We start from the raw sequence: 16,983 nt of genomic DNA, 5'->3' as shown, positions 1-16,983 counted from the left end.
CGACGACGTGCTCGTCGTCGGTGAAATCGAGGTCGTCGGGATCGGCCGGCGGTGCGTCGTGGTCACTCATGGCGTAGCCGTGGTGACGCGAGAAAATAGGTGTTCCGGGCGGCGGGATCCGCCGGGGACGTGGTCAGGGCTGTGCGAGGCTCGTTAGAGCCGGACCGCTTCGCCGTTCTCGCTGAAGAGGTCGGGCGCGGTCAGTTCGATCTGGGTCGTCGCGCCTGCCGGCGAGACGATGTCGAGCGTCGCGTCGTCGCTCTCACCGAAGGCCGACTCGTCGGCGAACGCCCCCGAGGACGGGTTCACCAGGATCGTGTACTGGTTCTGATCGTCAAGGACGGGATCCGACATGAAGGCGCCGTCGGAGCCGACCGCGAACTCACCGGGGTTGAGGTTCTCGACGGACGCGACATCGAGGGGCGCAGCGACAGTGACAGACGCCCCGGTGTTCACGTCGGTTCCGTCACTTTCCTCGGTAGTGATCGCTAGAGTGTCGCCCTCAGACGTGTCGAGAGCCGAGATATCCGCCGTAAACTCGGAATCCTTCTCGAAGTCGTCGCCGGCCGACAGGATCACCGTTTCGCCGTTAGCTTCGTTCGTAATGTTGATCTGGGCGTATCCGCTCCCGTCACCACTGTCGTCGGGGCCAGCGTACACCAGAACGTCGGTCTCGTCAACACGGATGGTTCCCTGAAGTTCCGACGTGTTTGCGGAAGCAGTCGAGACCGAACGAGTGACGTCGGTCACAGTGACACTCGTAGCGGAGGACTGAACAGTATCGGAGCCGTCGACAAGTTCCGGCGTCAGAGTCGGAGTACCACTGAGATCGAGTTCCGAAACGTCGATCGTGTTGATCTCGCCCGCATCGACGCTCTCGATGGGAACAGAGATGGATTCTCCGCCGTCCGAGGAGACGTTCAGGTGTTCAATCGAATCGGAGATGTCTTCACTCACGCCGACCTGAACCGTCTCGGCATCGCTGGTCACGGGGCGCTGGATAGAGACGTTGTCCGAATCGTCCGGCACGATCACGTCGTACGCGGCGTCGGTGAATACGAGATTCTCCTGTCCCCCCGGCCCGACAGCCTGGATCGTCGTGTCGGTCAGGTCGATGTCGTCGGCGCCGGGAGCGCCGGTGGTCGTCACGCGGATTTCCTCCAGCGTCGAGGTGTCACCGCTGACGATGCCGACGGAACTCGTCACTTCGATCCGTTCGGACACAAGGTCCGTACTCTCTTCGCCGGTCGATTCTGCCTGCGACTGGAGGAACCCAGCCGTGTTGATCAGGACGCCTGCGGCGATCGCCGCCACCAGCACCATCGCGATGAACACGATGAGCGTGCCAATACCGACCTGACCGCGATCGTCGTTAGTTATAAACTCGAACATTGTTACAGCCTCACCGAATCGCCGTCATCGCCGACCAGCGTGGTCGGGACGCGGATCTCGGTCGTAGTCGATGCACCGGATGCAGTCGTGAACGTCACCGTGAGGGAGTCGCCCTCGGTGAGCGCGTATCCGTCTTCATTCTCAAACGCGTCCGATTCGAGGTCAACTGTGACCTCGGCGCGGTCGCTATTGTCTGTCAGAACGTTGTCGTTTGCCGAGCCAGTGAAGATCTCGTTTGTCGCTGGCGGATCTTCGTCAAGCTGGAACGTTTCCTGACCAGATGTGCCAACAAGTTCCACCGACACCTCGTCGAGGTCGATGTTGTCCGCGCCGGGCGCCGACGCGACGACGAACTCAAGGGAACCGATGCCTCGCTCACTGGTGTTTGCGACGTTGTCGGAGATGTCGCCCGACTGGCTCACGATCTGCAGGCGCTCACTCACCTGACTCGTACTCTCTTCGCCCGTTGCCTCCGCCTGCGTCTGGAGGAACCCGGCGGTGTTGATCAGCACGCCGGCGGCGATCGCCGCCACCAGTACCATCGCGATGAACACGATGAGGGTACCGATCCCCACTTGCCCGCGCTCTTCTTCGTCCAGTATGGTTTCGAACATTGTGTGTTGTGTCGGCCCCCGGCCTTTCCGGCGGGCGTTATCGTGAGGGAGCGGGAAATCCATCTTAAAGACTCCGAGCAAATTATTCGAATTGATAAAACGGTGCAGTCTTGCGATTTTTGATATTCTTTCCAGCATTTAGTTTCGGGAAGTATCTACGACATCGCCGCGTGATTCTCTCGTCTGAGAACGGTGGCGACGAATAGCGACGACCAATTGCGGCGGCGAATTGCGGCCACGGTCCGCAGGGTGTCGAGTGCGCGATACCGCTCGTCGTGAAGCGTCCGGGAGCGGGGAGCGGGGAACGGCGGACGCCCCGCAGAACCCCGGGGCGGGACGACCGTCGATCGGGAGACGGGCGCTGCTACCGGTTGTCGACGTCTTGGATTCGCGCGAGCTCCGACTCGGGAATGACGAGCTCCTGTGTCCCGGGCTCGTAGACGACGAGGCTGCCCGCGAGAAGCGCCATCGACGCCGCGAGCAGGCCGGTGTTGACGAGCAGGAGCGACTGCGGGTTCGCGAAGCCGGTTCTGAACGCCGCGACGGGGGTCGCCACCGCGGCGACGACGACCAGCGCGAACCCGACCGCGAGGTACGCCATCGCCGTGCGACCCGACGACCGGTACGCCGACAGCGCGAACGCCAGCAGGGTCGCGCTCGCGCCGGCCAGCACGGTGGTCGTCACGAGATACAGACCCTCGATGAGCTCCATACGCGGCGTGCTCGGAGTCCGGTAATAAACCCACCGCGGCGGGTATCAGGGCCGATAACACCGGCGTCGACGAGGGGCTCGTTCGGCGTCGGCAGAGAACGAATTGCGGCGTCGAGATCCGAGTAGACGAACTGACGCGGGAGTTCGAGAGGGTCTGTCGGCGAAGTGTTCGTATCGGTATCCTTTTACCTCCCAAAAATCAACAGCGATAACGAGAATGGCGGGGGACGACCTGATCACGGTGCTCGGCAACAAGTACAACACCGACATCCTGACGGCAGCGGGGGAGGCGAAATCGGCACAGGATCTCAGCGAGGAGCTCGACGTGCCGATCGCGACGTGTTATCGCCGGATCAACGAGCTCGAGGAGGCGGACCTCCTCGAGCTCCACGACCGCCCGCTCTCGGACGAGCACCGCCGGGTGAAGGTGTACCGCCGGAAGGTCGACGGCGTCGAGGTCGACTTCCGCGACGGGCTCACGGTCGAGGTGGAAGAGCGTTCCGCGGTGAAGAACCGTCTCGACGACGTCTGGCGGGACCTGTCGTCCGGCCAGTAGCGCGCGGCGACCCGGTCAGGACAGACACCGCCTTCCGGCCGTCCGATCAGAACGACGGCTCGTCCGAGCGCCCCATCATCGAGAACCCGCCGGCCCGCTCGTGGACCGTGATCCCGCCCTCGCCGATCTCCATCGGGAAGATGTCGGTGTCGATGTCCTGTTTCCGCATCTTCGCCACCCACACGTACCGATTGACGCCGGAGTCCGTGGGCGTCTGGATGAAGTAGATGTTCCCGTCGGTGAGGAAGTTCTCGAGCCCGACTTCCGTGTCGGGGAAGACGGCGCCCTGCTCGTTGATGAGCAGCGAGGTGAGCCCGTTCGCCTTGAGGATGTCCGAGAACTTCAACAGGTACGTCCGCTTCTCCTGTTCGGCGTCGAAGAAGAGCTGAAACATCGACAGCGAATCGAGCACCAGCCGGTCGAATTCGCCGTCCTCGACGGTGTCGAGCAGCCGGTCGACCGCCGTCGAGAAGTCGGTCTCGCGCAGCATCTCGCGTTTGTCCAAGATCACGATCTCGCCGTCGTCGACGAGGTCGCCGAAGTCGTCGAAGCCGACCGACTCGGCTGCGTCGCGGATGTCCGCCTCGTCCTCCTCGAAGGAGACGTAGACGCCGCGTTCGCCGTGCTCGGTCGCGCCGTGGTGGAGGTACTGGATCCCGAAGATGCTCTTTCCGGTGCCGGGGTTCCCGGAGACGAGGACCGTCGACCGCTCCGTGATGCCGCCGGTGAGGATCGAGTCGAGTCCCTCGACCCCGGTGGAGACGAGTTCTGACATTCGTCCCCCTCTTGGCGACGGGTGTATATAAAAGACGATCCGACCGGACGAGCGTCTCCCCGGCGACAGTTTTATCTCCCGACACGCCGCGCGTTCGCGTATGTCCGGTGAACCGAACCCCGTCGACGGTGGCGGTGATCGAGAGTGAGCGACGCGTCGGTCCTGGTCGTGGAAGACGAACCCGACATCGCGGCGCTGTACGCCGGATTTCTCGAGGAACAGTACGACGTGAGGGTCGCCGAGACCGCCGCCGAGGCGGCCGACGTCGTCGACGAGACGATCGACGTCGTGTTGCTCGACCGCCGTCTGCCGGACGGGAGCGGTGACGACGTCCTGGCGCATATCCGCGATCGGGGGTACGACTGCCGGGTCGCGATGGTCACCGCCGTCGAGCCCGACTTCGACATCGTCGACATGGGGTTCGACCTGTACCTCACCAAGCCGGTCGGGCGATCGGAACTCCTGTCGGCGATCGAGACGCTCCTGACGCGCAGCGAGTACGACGACCTCGTCAGGGAGGCCGCCGCGCTGGCGAGCAAGCGGGCGGTCCTCAACGCACAGAAGCCGGCGACACAGCGGCGACAGAGCGCCTCGTACGCGGAGCTCGAAGCGCGGCTCGATGCCCTCGACGCCGACATCGACGACCTCGGCGAGTCGCTGTCGACCGACGACTACCGCGCGATGTTCCGCGACCTCGGCGAGGCCTGACCGCGTCGACCGCCGGGTCGTTCGTCCTCAGGAGAGCTGCTCGCCGACCAGCTCGTCGGCCGCCGCGAGGAACGCGTCCCGCTCGTCGATGGGGATCGTCGCGCCCGCGGCGACGTCGTGACCGCCGCCCTCGCCGCCGACGGCGCTGCTCGCCTCGCGCATCACCGCGGAGAGGTCGAGTCCCCGCCGCACGAGCGCTCGCGAGCCCCGCGAGGACACCTTCAGCTCGGTGTCGCGCTCCTCGGCGAAGGCGATCACGGGCTTCGACCGGTCGACCGCCGGCGAGCCGACCGCCATCCCCGCGACGATACCGACGATCGTCTCGCGGATCCGCGAGCCCGCGTCGAACCACTGGAGGTGGTCCTCGTGGGTGACGCCTTCCGTCTTGACCCACTGGAGCCCCTCGGAGAGTTCCGGCGATGGGTCCGGAGGAGCCGCCGCGCCTCCGCGAGCGCGTCGCCGCGGTCGCCGAGACACACGGCGAGCCCGACGTCGGCACGGTCGTACCGGGCGGTCGCGTTGAGCAGCGTCGAGAACTCGCTCACGTCGCGCAGCTCGGTGCCCGACGCCTCGTCGACGAGCGTGTAGGCGGTCCCGACGAGCGCATCGACCCGATCGGCGGGAACGCCGGACGAGACGGCACGACGCATCAGCGCCGACGCGACCGTCTGCCGCTCGTCGCCGTCGAGGTCGACCCAACGCCGCCACTCGCCGTCGCGCTTCGCGTCGACGTCGAGGTCGGACAGGAAGGCGACGGCGCCGGCCTCGTCGTTCGAGATCCCGGGAATGCGAACGTCGGAGGCGTACTCCAGCAGCTTCGGGAGCGGACGGGTCTGTCGCCCGTAGAGGTCCAGGTCGGTTCGGGCCTCGATCACCCCGGCGTCGACGCCGTCGGCGACGATCGCCTCGTTGGCGCCGACGAGCTCGCCGTCGGCGTCCTGCATGTCGCCGACCGCGCCGACGACCGCGAGCGCGGCGAGGTCGCGGTTGTCGCCGTCCGGTCCCTCGAGCGCCCGAGCGAGGACGTAGCTCGCGCCCGCGCCCGACAGCTCGCTCGCGCCGTCGATCCCCTCGAGCAGCGGATTGAGGTGGAACTCAGTGTCCGCCGCCGCCGGCTGGTGGTGGTCGGCGATCACCGGCACGAAGTCGCCCGCGGCCTCGTGGGCCGCGACCACGTCGAGCTGTCCGGACCCGAAGTCAGTGAAGAGGACCACGTCGAACTCCCGGGCCGCGATCCCGGCGATCGACGCGGCGTCGAGCTGCTTCTCGAAGACGACCTCGTGGTCGATGCCCGCCCGCGCGAGCGCCGTCGAAGCGATCCCGGCGCTGGTGAGTCCGTCGGCGTCGATGTGCGAGGCCAGGAGCACGCGGTCCGCCGCCCGGAGGCGAGCGGCGCAGGCGCTCGCGCGTTCTGCGAGGGCCGGCACGGGAGAGTCGGCGGCTGCCATCACCGTTCGTTGGCTCGCGATCGGGGATAAACTCACGCTTCGGCCGGCGGTCGGGCACGCCGCCGATCCGGACGTCGCCGCCCCGCGGACGCTTCTCGACCGAGGCATCACTTGCCGTAACTCTCAGTTATAGACGTATAGAGATATATGCACTACGCACATGACACGTGGGTTCAACACCCGGAGTCTCCACGCCGGCGCCGAGCCCGACCCGGAGACCGGGTCGCGGGCGGTCCCGATCCACCAGACGACCTCGTACGTCTTCGACGACGCGGACACCGCGGCCGAGATGTACGCGCTCCGGGCGGAGGGCGACGTCTACTCCCGCATCTCCAACCCGACGGTGAGCGTCCTCGAAGACCGGATCGCGAACCTGTCGGGCGGCACGGGGGCCGTCGCGACCGGATCGGGGATGGCGGCGTTCGACGCGGTCACGACCGTGCTCGCGAGCGCGGGCGACAACGTCGTCGCCAGCTCCGAGATGTACGGCGGCACGGCGACGTACCTCTCCAGCATCGCGAGCCGGCGCGGGATCGAGACTCGCCTCGTCGACACCCTCGATTACGAGGCGTACGAGGAGAGGATCGACGAGGACACCGCGTTCGTTCACGTCGAGACGGTCGCGAACCCCTCGCTCGTCGTCCCGGACTTCGAGCGGATCGCCGGCGTCGCCCACGACCACGCGGTCCCGCTCGTGGTCGACAACACGTTCGCGAGCCCGTACTGCTGTCGGCCGTTCGAGCACGGCGCCGACGTCGTCTGGGAGTCGACGACGAAGTGGATCACCGGCAACGGGACGACCGTCGGCGGCGTCGTCGTCGACGGCGGCCAGTTCCCGTGGGACCACCCGGACGCCGACTACGACGAACTCGACGGGCAGTCTCCCGCCTTCCCGATCGACTTCGTCGAGCGGTTCGGCGACGCCGCGTTCGCCAACGTCGTCCGCCAGCGCGCGGTCCGGACCACCGGCGGACAGCAGTCCCCGTTCGACGCGTGGCAGACGCTCCAGGGGCTCAACACGCTCCCGCTCCGGATGGACCGCCACTGCGAGAACGCGCGGGCGGTCGCCGAGTTTCTCCGCGACGACGAGCGGGTCGACTGGGTGACGTATCCGGGGTTCGACGACCACCCGAGCCACGACAACGCCGAGCGGTACCTCGACGGCTACGGCGGGATGGTCACGTTCGGCGTAGAGGGCGGCTACGCGGCCGCGAAGGCGCTGTGTGAGTCCGTGGATCTGACGAGCTTCCTCGCGAACGTCGGCGACGCGAAGACGCTCGTCATCCACCCGGCCTCAACGACGCACGCGCAGATGGACGAGACGCAACAGCGGCTGGCCGGCGTCTTCCCGAACATGCTCCGGCTCTCGGTCGGGATCGAGGACCCCGACGACGTGATCGCCGACCTCGACGCGGGGCTCTCGGCCGGCGACCGCGCGGCGAACGGAACGGGGGGGTGAGACATGAGCGCCACGCCGACCGACCACGGCGTCGTCTCCCTCGGCGAGTTCACCTTCGCGTGCGGCAGATCGGTGCCCGACCTGGAGGTCGCCTACGAGACCCACGGCGAGTTCGACGGCGACAACGTCGTGCTGATCTGTCACGCGCTCACCGGCAGCCAGAACGTCGCCCGGTCGCCGTCGCCGGAGCAGGACGCGGGGCAGGCCGGCCAGGCCCGCGCGTGGTGGGACGACATCGTCGGCCCGGGCAAGGCGATAGACACCACGGAGTACTACGTCGTCTGCGCGAACATCCCCGGGTCCTGTTACGGCACCACCGGGCCGGCGAGCGAGCGCCCCGCCGACCTCGACCTGCCGGACGCGCCCGACCACGACCGGTGGGGGACCGCGTTCCCGCCGGTGCAGGTCGAAGACTGGACGCGCGCGCAGCGCCAGCTGCTCGACCACCTCGGCGTGGGGCGGCTCCACGCGGTCGTCGGCGGCAGCGTCGGCGGGATGAACGTCCTCGATTGGGCGAAGCAGTACCCCGACGACGTCGACCGGATCGTCCCCATCGCGACCGCAGGGCGCCTCGACGCACAGTGTCTCGCGCTCGACGCGATCGCGCGACGGGCGATCCGGGCAGACCCGAACTGGAACGGCGGCGACTACTACGGCGAGGACCGCCCCTCGCCGGACGACGGGCTCGCGCTGGCCCGGCAGATCGGGCACGTGATGTACCTCTCGAAGGGGTCGATGGAGCGGAAGTTCGGTCGCCGCTCCGCGGGTCGCGACTCGCTGACCCGCGAGGAGGGCGACCTGGGGCTGCCGCCGGAGCCGACGGCGGGCTTCTTCCCGTACCGCGAGGTGGAGTCGTACCTCGACTACCAGGCGGAGGGGTTCAGCGAACGGTTCGACGCGAACAGTTACCTCTACCTCACGCGCGCGATGGACGAGTACGACCTCGCGGCCGGCCACGGCAGCGACGCCGACGCGGTCGCCGCCTTCGAGGGCGAGACGCTGGTGATGAGCTTCACCGCCGACTGGCACTTCACGGTGGAACAGGCCGCCTCGCTCGCGGCGGCCTTCCGCGAGGGCGACATCCCCGTCGCCCACCACGTGATCGAGTCCGACCACGGCCACGACGCGTTCCTCGTGGAGCCGGAACACGTCGGGCCGCCGCTGTCAGACTTCCTCGCGGACGGGGTCGAGGGGCGCGCGGTCGACGACTGGAGCGGAGACGAGCCGGCGTGCGAGGAGTCCGACCAGGGCCCGGATCACGCCCCCGTCCACTCCAGCCTGTTCAAGGGGTGAGCGGCGGCGCGCGGTCACACGAGCGGGCCGAAGGCCCGGGAGTGTCGCGCGCGAGGGAGCAACGGCCGCGCCGCCGAGCGGTTCCGGCGGCGCGGCCGATGCGAGGTTGGGGAGGTGTGAGGTGCTGTGCGGATCGGAACTGTGCGGGGCGGGACACACAGGGCAGCCGCGAGGACTTGTGACGAACTCGAGCGACCGGGGCGTCCGGGGTCGGCACAAACGCATCGAACTCCCACGTACCGCCGCCGACTTCCCTCTCAGTCCCGGTCGCCGACGACCCACTTGTGCGAGTAGCTCTCCCCGCAGGTACAGTGAGCGTACGCGTGGACCACGTCGCCCTCGGCGTAGAGACCTCCCACGTCCGGGTTCTCCCCCTCCGCGAACGCGAACACGAACCGGACCTCGTGGTCGACGTCGTCCGCGTCGGGCGTCTCGTCGACATCCGCCGTGTCGAGCGGCTCGGCGACGTCGTCCGCGAACGGACACCGCCCGCCGTCGAGGGTTCGGTCGATCCGCCCCTGGTTCCCCATCGCTTCCTTCGCGAACTCCATCGCGCCCATGCCCGTACCGGCCTCGAAGGCCGACCGCCCCGTCTCGCCGTCGAGGATCAGCCGGACGCCGCCGTCGGTCTCGGTGCCGACCTCCCGGAGCCGGGAGTCGTCGTCGAGGTACGCGTCGCTCAGGTAGAAGACGACGTCGTCGAGCCGCTCGCCGGCGAGGAACTCGTCGAGGTTGCTCATGACGGACGGAGGCGCGTGAGCGGTAAAAGACGTGCGAGTCGGGCTCGCTGCGAGGGGTGCGTCCGGTCCCTGCGATGCCGACGCGGCCGAAATCGGGGTAAGTGTTAAGACGTGTCACCGTGATCCGACGCGTGATGAGCGCGCAAACCCCGTCCGGAGACCGGCTCGTCGAGTGGGCACAGCTGATCGACGAGGAGGTCCCGGAGGACGTCCACGAAGACCGGCTGGGAGAGCGGTGACGCCCTCGGCGTGAGGGGCCACCTCGACCGCGCCGTCCACAGATACCACTTTCGCCGCGCTTCGCGAAGCCTTTAGGCCGGTGACGGCCAAGAGCCGCCGATGGCGACCGAGGCCGCCGAGATCGACCGACCGCTACTCGTCGACGACGTCTTAGAGCGTCGCCGGTACCAGCTCCGGCTCGCGGCGTCGGCGGCCGACGCGCACACGCTCGTCTGTCTCCCGACCGGCCTCGGCAAGACCACCGTCAGCCTGTTCGTCACCGCCGAGCGGCTCCACGAGGCGGGCGGAAAGGCGCTGTTTCTCGCCCCCACCAAGCCGCTCGTCCAGCAACACGCCGACTTCTACCGCGAGGCGCTGGCGATTCCGGACGAGGAGATCGTGGTGTTCACCGGCGACGTGAAGCCCGACGACCGGGCCGCAGTCTGGGACGACGCGCGGGTGGTGATCGCGACCCCGCAGGTCGTCGAGAACGACCTCGTCGGCAACCGGGTCTCCCTGCGGGACGTCACCCACTGCACCTTCGACGAGTGCCACCGCGCGACCGGCGACTACGCGTACGTCTACATCGCGGAACGGTACCACGCCGACGCGGCCGACCCGCTCGTCACCGGGATGTCGGCCTCGCCCGGCGGCGACACCGAGGAGATCGAGACGGTCTGTGAGAACCTCGGGCTCGCGAACGTCGAGGTGATGACCGAGGCGGACGCCGACGTCGACGAGTACACCCACGACACCGACGTGCGCTGGGAGCAGGTCACCCTCCCCGACGAGGTGCTCGCTATCCGGGACGCCCTGAACGAGGTGATCGCGGACCGCTTAGAGAAGCTGAAGCAGCTCGGCGTGACGAACTCGACGAACCCCGACCTCTCCCAGCGCGACCTCAACGAGATGCGCGGGAAGCTGAAGGAGATGATGGACAACGACCAGTCGGAGGGGTACAAGGGAATGTCCACCCACGCGGAGGTGATGAAGCTCCGCCGCGCCGTCGAACTCGTCGAGACCCAGTCGGTGGAGTCGGTCCGGCGCTACTTCGAACGCCAGCGGGAGGCGGCCCGCTCGTCGGGCGCCTCGAAGGCGAGCCAGCGGATGGTCGCGGACCCCAAGGTACGGGAGGCGATGCGGAAGGCGGAGTCGTTCGACGGGCTCCACCCGAAGTTCTCGAAGGCCCGGATCCTGCTCGCGGAGACGCTCGGGATCAACGAGGGGGAACGGGCGATCCTCTTCACCGAGTCCAGAGACACCGCCGAGGCGCTCGTGGAGTTCCTCTCCGCCAGCTTCGACGTGCGGAAGTTCGTCGGCCAGGGCGACAAGGAGGGCTCCGACGGGATGAGCCAGAAACAGCAGCAAGAGACGCTCGACGAGTTCAAGGACGGCGAGTTCGAGGTGCTCGTCTCCACGAGCGTCGCCGAGGAGGGGCTCGACGTCCCCGAGGTCGACCTCGTCTGTTTCTACGAGCCAGTCCCCACCGCGATCCGATCGATCCAGCGCAAGGGTCGGACCGGCCGGCAGGCCGAGGGGCAGGTCGTCGTGCTGATGGCCGAGGACACCCGCGACGAGGCGTTCTTCTGGATCTCGCGGCGGCGCGAGAAGAAGATGGCCGAACAGCTCGCCGAGCTGAAGGCCGCCACCGACGACATCGAGGAGTCGGTCGGCGCCGGCGGCCAGGCCGGGCTCGACGCGTTCGCCGGGAGCGAGCGCGACGCCGAATCGGCCGCAATCGACGGCGGCGGGGGGGACGAAGAGGACGACGACAGCGAGAGCGACGGTGACGATCCCGACAGCGATGCCGTCGGCGACACCGCCACCGGCGACACCGCCGCCAGCGACGATCCCGGCCTCACCGACTTCGCCGCCGAGGCGCGAAAGGGAGGGGACGGCGACAGCGACGACGGGAGCGAGGCCGACGCAGACACGGAGGCCACCGCCGACACCGACGACGCCGTCGTCGCCACGGCCGGCGTCGAAGAGGGCGTGGAGATCGTCGTCGACCAGCGCGAACTCGACTCGTCGATCGCGAAGGACCTCTCGACGCGAGACGGGCTCGTCACCCGGCTGGAGACGCTCGCGGTCAGCGACTACGTCCTCTCGGACCGCGTCGCCGTCGAGCGGAAGGCGGCCGCCGACTTCGTGGACTCGATGCTCGACGCCGACCGGTCGCTGTTCGAGCAGGTCGGCGAGCTCTCGCGGGCGTACGCCCGGCCCGTGCTGGTCGTCGAGGGGGCGAACCTCTACGGCCAGCGCGACATCGACCCCAACGCGATCCGGGGCGCGCTCGCGTCGCTCGCCGTCGATTTCGACGTGAGCGTCCTGCGAACCGAAGACGAGGCCGACACGACGGAACTGCTCGCGACGATCGCCCGCCGCGAGCAGGAGACGCGCGACCGCGAGGTGAGCGTCCACGGCGAGAAGACCACGAAGACCCGCGCGGAACAGCAGGAGTACGTCGTCTCCTCCATCGCCGACATCGGCCCCGTCACCGCCCGCTCGCTCTTGGAGCACTTCGGCACCGTCGAGGCGGTGATGACGGCGCGCGAAGACGACCTCCTGGAGGTCGACGGCGTCGGGCAGGTGACCGCCGAGCGGATCCGCGAGGTCGTCGGGTCGGAGTACGAGTGAGACGCGACGGGGAAAACGATATTGTATACGGAGACGTATACGAACCCACATGAGCAAGAGTATCCGCGTCGACGAGGAGACCCACGCCGCGCTCGCGTCGTTGAAGGGCGAGGACGAAACCTTCGACGACCTGTTGACGCGGTTGCTCCGCGAGCGCCGCGAGGAGATTCGGTCCGGAGCCGGCCTCTGGGCGGGGAGCGACGCGGCCGAGCGCGCACGCGAGAAGCGCCAGGAGATGAAACGCGGGGTCGACTCGCGGTGACCGTATACGACAGCAGCGTCCTCATCGACTACCTCGCGGGGCGATCCCCCGCCGTCGAGTACGTCGAGTCTCACGCCGACGAGCACGCAGTCGCACCGCCGCTCGTGCTGTTCGAGGTCTACCAGGGCGAGGTGTTCAAGACGGGATCGACGAACCTCGACGCGGTCGACGAGGCGCTCGACTGGGTACACGTGATCGACACGTCGGCAGCGGTCGCTCGCGAGGCGGCGGTGCTCCAGGACGCGCTCCGCGACCGGGGAGATCCGCTCGCGGCTCGCGACGCGTTCATCGCCGGAACGGCCCTCACGCTGGACGAACGGCTCGCCGCGTCAGACGTCGACTTCGACGTCGACGGGATCCGTGACGTTCTTGACCTCGATCTCGTCTGACCCACAGATTTCGCCTGGCCCTCCTGATCCGTCCACCGGACTCAGTCGAATCCGCTCACCAGCGTCACCACCCACTGCGCGAGGTCGTACTCGGCGCGCACCTCCACGCGCGTCACCCACTTTACCCACTGGAAGCCGCGGCGATCGGGCGCGACCAGCCGCGCGGGCGCGCCGTGGCCGTGCGAGAGCGGTTCGCCGCCGACGTGGGTGGCGAGCAGCGCGTCTTCGGCCTCCGAAAGCGGGAGGCTCCACCGGTAGCCCGTCACGGAGACGAACCGGACGTAGGCGGGCTCGCGGTCGGCGTCGGCCGCCGTCCCACCGGCCGCATCCAGTAGGTCGCCGACGCGGATCCCGCCCCACTCCTGGATCGTGTACCAGCCACTCGTGCAGTCGAGCAGGGCTTCGGTCTCGTGGCCGGCGGCGAGCTCGTCGGCGGTCAGCTCGACTGGGGCCGCGACGAGCCCGTCCACCCGGAGCCGGTAGGCGTCCCGGCCGATCGGGTCGGGATCGTCGGCGACCCACGACGTGATCGGAAAGGCGGCGTTGCCCTCGCCCTCTCGGGGGTGCGAGCCGGTGAACCGTCGGTCAGCGCCGGCGGTATCGAGCGCGTCGTTGGCCCACCCTTGGAGCCGGTAAGTCGCCGCGCCAGCGGCGAGCAGCGCGGTGTAGCGGATCGCGGTGCGCCGGCGCTCGAAGTCGACTCGGCGGGGAAGCCGGAACCGCGTCGACGCGTGCGCGGCCACGAGCGGGACCAAGGCGAGCCCGAACCCGACGTGGACGGACAGGAACGTCCAGGCGGAGACCCTGACGTCGAGCCCGAACACCCATGCGATCCCCGTAGAGAGCGTCCCGAGCACCGCGACGAGCGTGAGGACCGACAGCGACGTCGACCGCCGCCACACCGTCGGGTCGGTGAGCCGACCCCGGACCCGCGCGAGCTTCCACGCGAGCAGTACGACGATCGCAACGCCGAGCGAGCGGTGGAGCCAGAACAGCGGCCACCCCGCGGGGACGGCCACGGTGAACGAGACGAGGCCGGTGACCGCCTCGGCGACGACGAACGCGAAGAGCGACCAGTCGACCGCGCGCGGCGGCGGCTCCAAGCGGTCGAGCGCGGCGCGGAACCGAGACCGGTCGCCCATAGATCGTGTGACGTGCTACCGAGACAAAACGGTGCGGTCGCGGCGGGGTCGGAGCGTCGGGTTCACAGCTCGTACACCTCGCCGTCGACCGCGAGCGGCGCCGCGAACGCCTCGTCTTCGGGGTAGAAGTGCGCGAGGTGGACGAGCCGCGTCCGGTCGGCGTCGAGGTCGTCCGCGAGCGCGAGCGCCCCCTCGCGGGTCATGTGTTTCGTGCCGAACGTGCGCGGAACGCCGTCGGGTCCCTCGTGCGCCCGCCGAGCGGGTGGTGCTCACAGAGCGACGCGGGGACGATGGCGTCGCGAGCAGGAGGTCGGGGTCGGCGAGCACCTCGCGGGAGCGCTCGGGGACGTCGTAGCTCGTGTCGCCGGTCAGCGACAGTTTCGCGCCGGTTTGGGGGTCCTCGACGACGGTCCCGTAACAGAGCAGCGGGGGGTGATCGACCGGGACGAACCGAACCTCGAACCCGCAGGTCTCGAACGGTTCGAAGGGGTCGCGGCTGTGGACCCCGATCCGATCTTCGAGGTAGTCGTACTTGCGCCGGATCGTCTCGGCGACGCTCTCGTCGGTGGCCGGGTCGGTCTCGCTCGGCGCGTGGACCGGGAGTCCGTCGACGAGCCGGTAGACGTTGCCGAGCCCGTCGAGGTGGTCGAAGTGGATGTGCGTCACGAGCCCGGCGTCGGGGAGCGCGACGTCGGCCTCGAGGAACTGGTGTCGGAAGTCGGGACTGAAGTCGACGAGCAGCGACTCGCCGGTGCGCTCGTTCTCAACGTGGACCGAGAAGCGCGAGCGCGACACCCCCCGTTCCCGCGCCGCCTCGCAGGTGGCGCAGTCGCAACCGACCGTCGGCGTTCCGGTCGTGTCGCCGGTTCCGAGGAGGGTGACTCGCATGGACCGGCTTCCACGGTCCACGGCCTTAGCGTCCGCGGTCGAGCACGAACGGTGGAGAAGCGGGCCGTTCGCGGTGCCCTACGGTTGCCGCACCCGGATCTGGCCGTCGGCGTCGACCGTGACGAACAGGCGGCTACGGACCTCGCGACCGTGGACCGCGTCGCCCGCGCGGTCGCCGATCGTCTTCATCAGGTCCGGCGCGGTCTGGTTCACCTTCACGCCCACCTCGTCGCAGGCGTCGTACACGCGCTTCGGCGCGTCGTAGAGGTCAGTACCCGCCTCGATCTCGACGCGGACCGGCGCCGCGAGCGCCTCCGCGAACGCGACCGTCTCGCGGGCGCGGGCGACGTTGTCCCGCGCACTGGCCTCGACGCTGGAGACGTTGGCGCGTGACGTGCCGAGCCGTTCGGCGATGTCCGACTGGCGGAGCCCCCGCTCGCGGAGCGCGAGCACCTCCGCCTGTCGGCGGGTGAGGACGCTCTCCTCGGCGTCGAATCCCGCCCGATCCAGCAAGTCCGCGGCGTCGACCTCGTCGGGCTCGGGCGGCCCGTCGTCTGCGACCATACCAGTCTGGAGGGACCGCGCGCCCAAAAAAACGGCGGTTTCGCGGGAGGGGCCGACCGGCGATCGATCGAGACCCGATCTGCCCGCGGTGGCGGCGGCGGCTCCGCCGCCGGCCGAGGCTGGGGAGGAGTGAGGCTGGGGAGAAGTGAAACTGGGACGGCATGAGGAAGTGTGAGGGTGAGACGGGATGCCGTGCGAAGCGGGCCAGAAAGCGACCCCGTGCGATCGGCGGCGTCCGGACTGTCCGTGGGGCGGTGTCGCCCCGGGACGCCGTCACTTGCCCCAGAAGTTCTCCCGGCTGCCGAGCCGCTCGCGGTCGGGCCGGTCGCGACGGGCCTCATCCTCGTCGCGTCGGACCCGACATCGGTCTTCTCGCCCTCGTCCGCCTCCTCGTCCGGTTCGTCTGGGAGGCGCTCGACGATCTCCTTCGCGGTCGCGTGGCTCGACTTCACGCGGTGGATCCGCACCTCGCGCGCGCCGGGGGCAAGAGCCCGTCGACGAGGACGATGAAGCCGTCGTCGGTGCGGCCCACGCCGGCCCCGCTCTCGTGGATGTCGTCGACCTCGATGACGACCTCCTCGCCCGGCTGGACCGGCTGTTTTTTCAGCTCGTAGATGGGCATGTCGTAGTGGTTACACCACTCTGCGCCGCCTTTGTTGCCGTAGTGTTGACACCCCATCCCCTGGATCCGTTCGTCGAAGCTGGGGCAGTCGTCGGCGAGTGGACAGTCCGCCATACCGTAGGGGAGACCGGCCGCCGTTGTAAACGTTTTCGACTCCAGAGGGGAAATCGACGAAAACGGCGGCCTCACACCGGCGAACCGGGACGAACGCGGGGATAACCCCGTCGGTCGCCGTCAGGTCACAGGAACTCGCGGACCTCGGAGTACCACATGTCGTGGTGGTCGACGGCGCCGACCGCCTTCGCGACGTCGACCGCGATGGCGTGCCAACACCGCTCGCTCGGGTCCTCGGGGTCGAGGTTGTACGTCGCGTCCGCGCAGGTGCACTCGCCGTCCTCGACGACGTACTCGTCCTCGTGGCCGACGACGACGGTGAAATCGCGGTAGCGCTTCACCCGGCCCTCGCCGACCGCCTCGATCGCGCGGTGGCCCCGGTCGCCGTGTTCGTCGACGACGGCGGCGACGATCGGCCCGGTGAGCTCACCGGCCTCGTCGATCGCGGC

At 68.7% G+C, this 16,983-nt stretch carries 14 protein-coding genes and 4 pseudogenes; 7 read left to right on the top strand and 11 right to left on the bottom strand.

What is annotated here, in order from left to right; genetic code table 11:
• Nucleotides 1-909 precede the first annotated feature (909 nt).
• The 3 genes and pseudogenes from GJ633_RS18470 to GJ633_RS06370 form a co-directional block, all read right to left on the bottom strand.
• Nucleotides 910-1,392, bottom strand: a pseudogene (locus GJ633_RS18470) (archaellin/type IV pilin N-terminal domain-containing protein); the annotation flags it as partial.
• Nucleotides 1,393-1,394: 2 nt separating this feature from the next.
• A complete protein-coding gene (locus tag GJ633_RS06375; RefSeq protein WP_156588122.1) occupies nt 1,395-2,006 on the bottom strand; it encodes an archaellin/type IV pilin N-terminal domain-containing protein in 612 nt (203 codons plus the stop codon).
• Between the two features lie 364 nt (nt 2,007-2,370).
• The gene (locus GJ633_RS06370) at nt 2,371-2,718 is read right to left on the bottom strand and encodes a hypothetical protein (protein ID WP_156588119.1); all 348 of its coding nucleotides are present in this window, start codon (nt 2,716-2,718) and stop codon (nt 2,371-2,373) included.
• 217 nt (nt 2,719-2,935) lie between these two features.
• Here GJ633_RS06370 and GJ633_RS06365 point away from each other — a divergent pair, with 217 nt between their 5' ends.
• Nucleotides 2,936-3,274: a helix-turn-helix domain-containing protein gene (locus tag GJ633_RS06365; RefSeq protein WP_156588118.1), complete on the top strand. Its 339-nt coding sequence runs from the start codon at nt 2,936-2,938 to the stop codon at nt 3,272-3,274.
• 46 nt (nt 3,275-3,320) lie between these two features.
• On the opposite strand, the gene GJ633_RS06360 is transcribed toward GJ633_RS06365, so the two are convergent.
• Nucleotides 3,321-4,049 (bottom strand): ATPase domain-containing protein, encoded by a 729-nt coding sequence (locus GJ633_RS06360; protein WP_156588117.1) that lies wholly within the window; start codon nt 4,047-4,049, stop codon nt 3,321-3,323.
• Between the two features lie 144 nt (nt 4,050-4,193).
• Between GJ633_RS06360 and GJ633_RS06355 the strand changes: the two genes are divergently transcribed.
• Nucleotides 4,194-4,757 (top strand): response regulator transcription factor, encoded by a 564-nt coding sequence (locus GJ633_RS06355; RefSeq protein ID WP_321168939.1) that lies wholly within the window; start codon nt 4,194-4,196, stop codon nt 4,755-4,757.
• A gap of 27 nt (nt 4,758-4,784) precedes the next feature.
• Here GJ633_RS06355 and GJ633_RS06350 read toward each other — a convergent pair.
• Nucleotides 4,785-6,205: pseudogene (locus GJ633_RS06350) on the bottom strand (DHH family phosphoesterase).
• Between the two features lie 160 nt (nt 6,206-6,365).
• On the opposite strand from GJ633_RS06350, the gene GJ633_RS06345 reads away from it, so the two are divergent.
• Together GJ633_RS06345 and metX are read left to right on the top strand one after the other, a co-directional pair.
• A complete protein-coding gene (locus tag GJ633_RS06345; RefSeq protein ID WP_156588116.1) occupies nt 6,366-7,664 on the top strand; it encodes an O-acetylhomoserine aminocarboxypropyltransferase/cysteine synthase family protein in 1,299 nt (432 codons plus the stop codon).
• A 3-nt stretch (nt 7,665-7,667) separates the two neighbouring features.
• On the top strand, nt 7,668-8,957 hold the full coding sequence (gene metX, locus GJ633_RS06340; RefSeq protein ID WP_156588115.1) for a homoserine O-acetyltransferase: 1,290 nt from the start codon (nt 7,668-7,670) through the stop codon (nt 8,955-8,957).
• A 257-nt stretch (nt 8,958-9,214) separates the two neighbouring features.
• On the opposite strand, the gene GJ633_RS06335 is transcribed toward metX, so the two are convergent.
• Complete coding sequence (locus tag GJ633_RS06335; protein WP_156588114.1) at nt 9,215-9,697, bottom strand: DUF5807 family protein; 483 nt, start codon at nt 9,695-9,697, stop codon at nt 9,215-9,217.
• 339 nt (nt 9,698-10,036) lie between these two features.
• Here GJ633_RS06335 and GJ633_RS06330 point away from each other — a divergent pair, with 339 nt between their 5' ends.
• The 3 genes from GJ633_RS06330 to GJ633_RS06320 are packed head-to-tail and all read left to right on the top strand — an operon-like array spanning nt 10,037 to nt 13,204.
• Nucleotides 10,037-12,553 carry a DEAD/DEAH box helicase gene (locus tag GJ633_RS06330; protein ID WP_156588113.1) on the top strand — a complete coding sequence of 839 codons (2,517 nt, stop codon included), beginning with the start codon at nt 10,037-10,039 and terminating at the stop codon, nt 12,551-12,553.
• A 49-nt stretch (nt 12,554-12,602) separates the two neighbouring features.
• Complete coding sequence (locus GJ633_RS06325) at nt 12,603-12,815, top strand: antitoxin VapB family protein (protein ID WP_156588112.1); 213 nt, start codon at nt 12,603-12,605, stop codon at nt 12,813-12,815.
• Complete coding sequence (locus GJ633_RS06320; protein WP_321168938.1) at nt 12,812-13,204, top strand: PIN domain-containing protein; 393 nt, start codon at nt 12,812-12,814, stop codon at nt 13,202-13,204. Before GJ633_RS06325 ends, GJ633_RS06320 begins: the two co-directional genes overlap by 4 nt.
• A 41-nt stretch (nt 13,205-13,245) precedes the next feature.
• Here the strand turns inward: GJ633_RS06320 and GJ633_RS06315 are convergent, their stop codons facing one another.
• The 5 genes and pseudogenes from GJ633_RS06315 to GJ633_RS06295 form a co-directional block, all read right to left on the bottom strand.
• The gene (locus tag GJ633_RS06315) at nt 13,246-14,346 is read right to left on the bottom strand and encodes a molybdopterin-dependent oxidoreductase (RefSeq protein ID WP_156588111.1); all 1,101 of its coding nucleotides are present in this window, start codon (nt 14,344-14,346) and stop codon (nt 13,246-13,248) included.
• Nucleotides 14,347-14,408: 62 nt separating this feature from the next.
• A pseudogene (locus tag GJ633_RS06310) lies at nt 14,409-15,234 on the bottom strand (MBL fold metallo-hydrolase).
• Between the two features lie 78 nt (nt 15,235-15,312).
• The gene (locus GJ633_RS06305) at nt 15,313-15,798 is read right to left on the bottom strand and encodes a Tfx family DNA-binding protein (protein ID WP_156588110.1); all 486 of its coding nucleotides are present in this window, start codon (nt 15,796-15,798) and stop codon (nt 15,313-15,315) included.
• Nucleotides 15,799-16,071: 273 nt separating this feature from the next.
• A pseudogene (locus tag GJ633_RS06300) lies at nt 16,072-16,534 on the bottom strand (TRAM domain-containing protein).
• Nucleotides 16,535-16,659: 125 nt separating this feature from the next.
• The coding region (locus GJ633_RS06295) for a hypothetical protein (RefSeq protein ID WP_156588109.1) at nt 16,660-16,983 on the bottom strand (324 nt) is incomplete at its 5' end.

Origin of the sequence: Halorubrum sp. CBA1125, from assembly GCF_009742825.1 — an archaeon.
Classification (GTDB): domain Archaea; phylum Halobacteriota; class Halobacteria; order Halobacteriales; family Haloferacaceae; genus Halorubrum.
The sequence above is the reverse complement of the archived record's forward strand: the minus strand, read 5'-3'. Positions and strand labels throughout refer to the sequence as shown.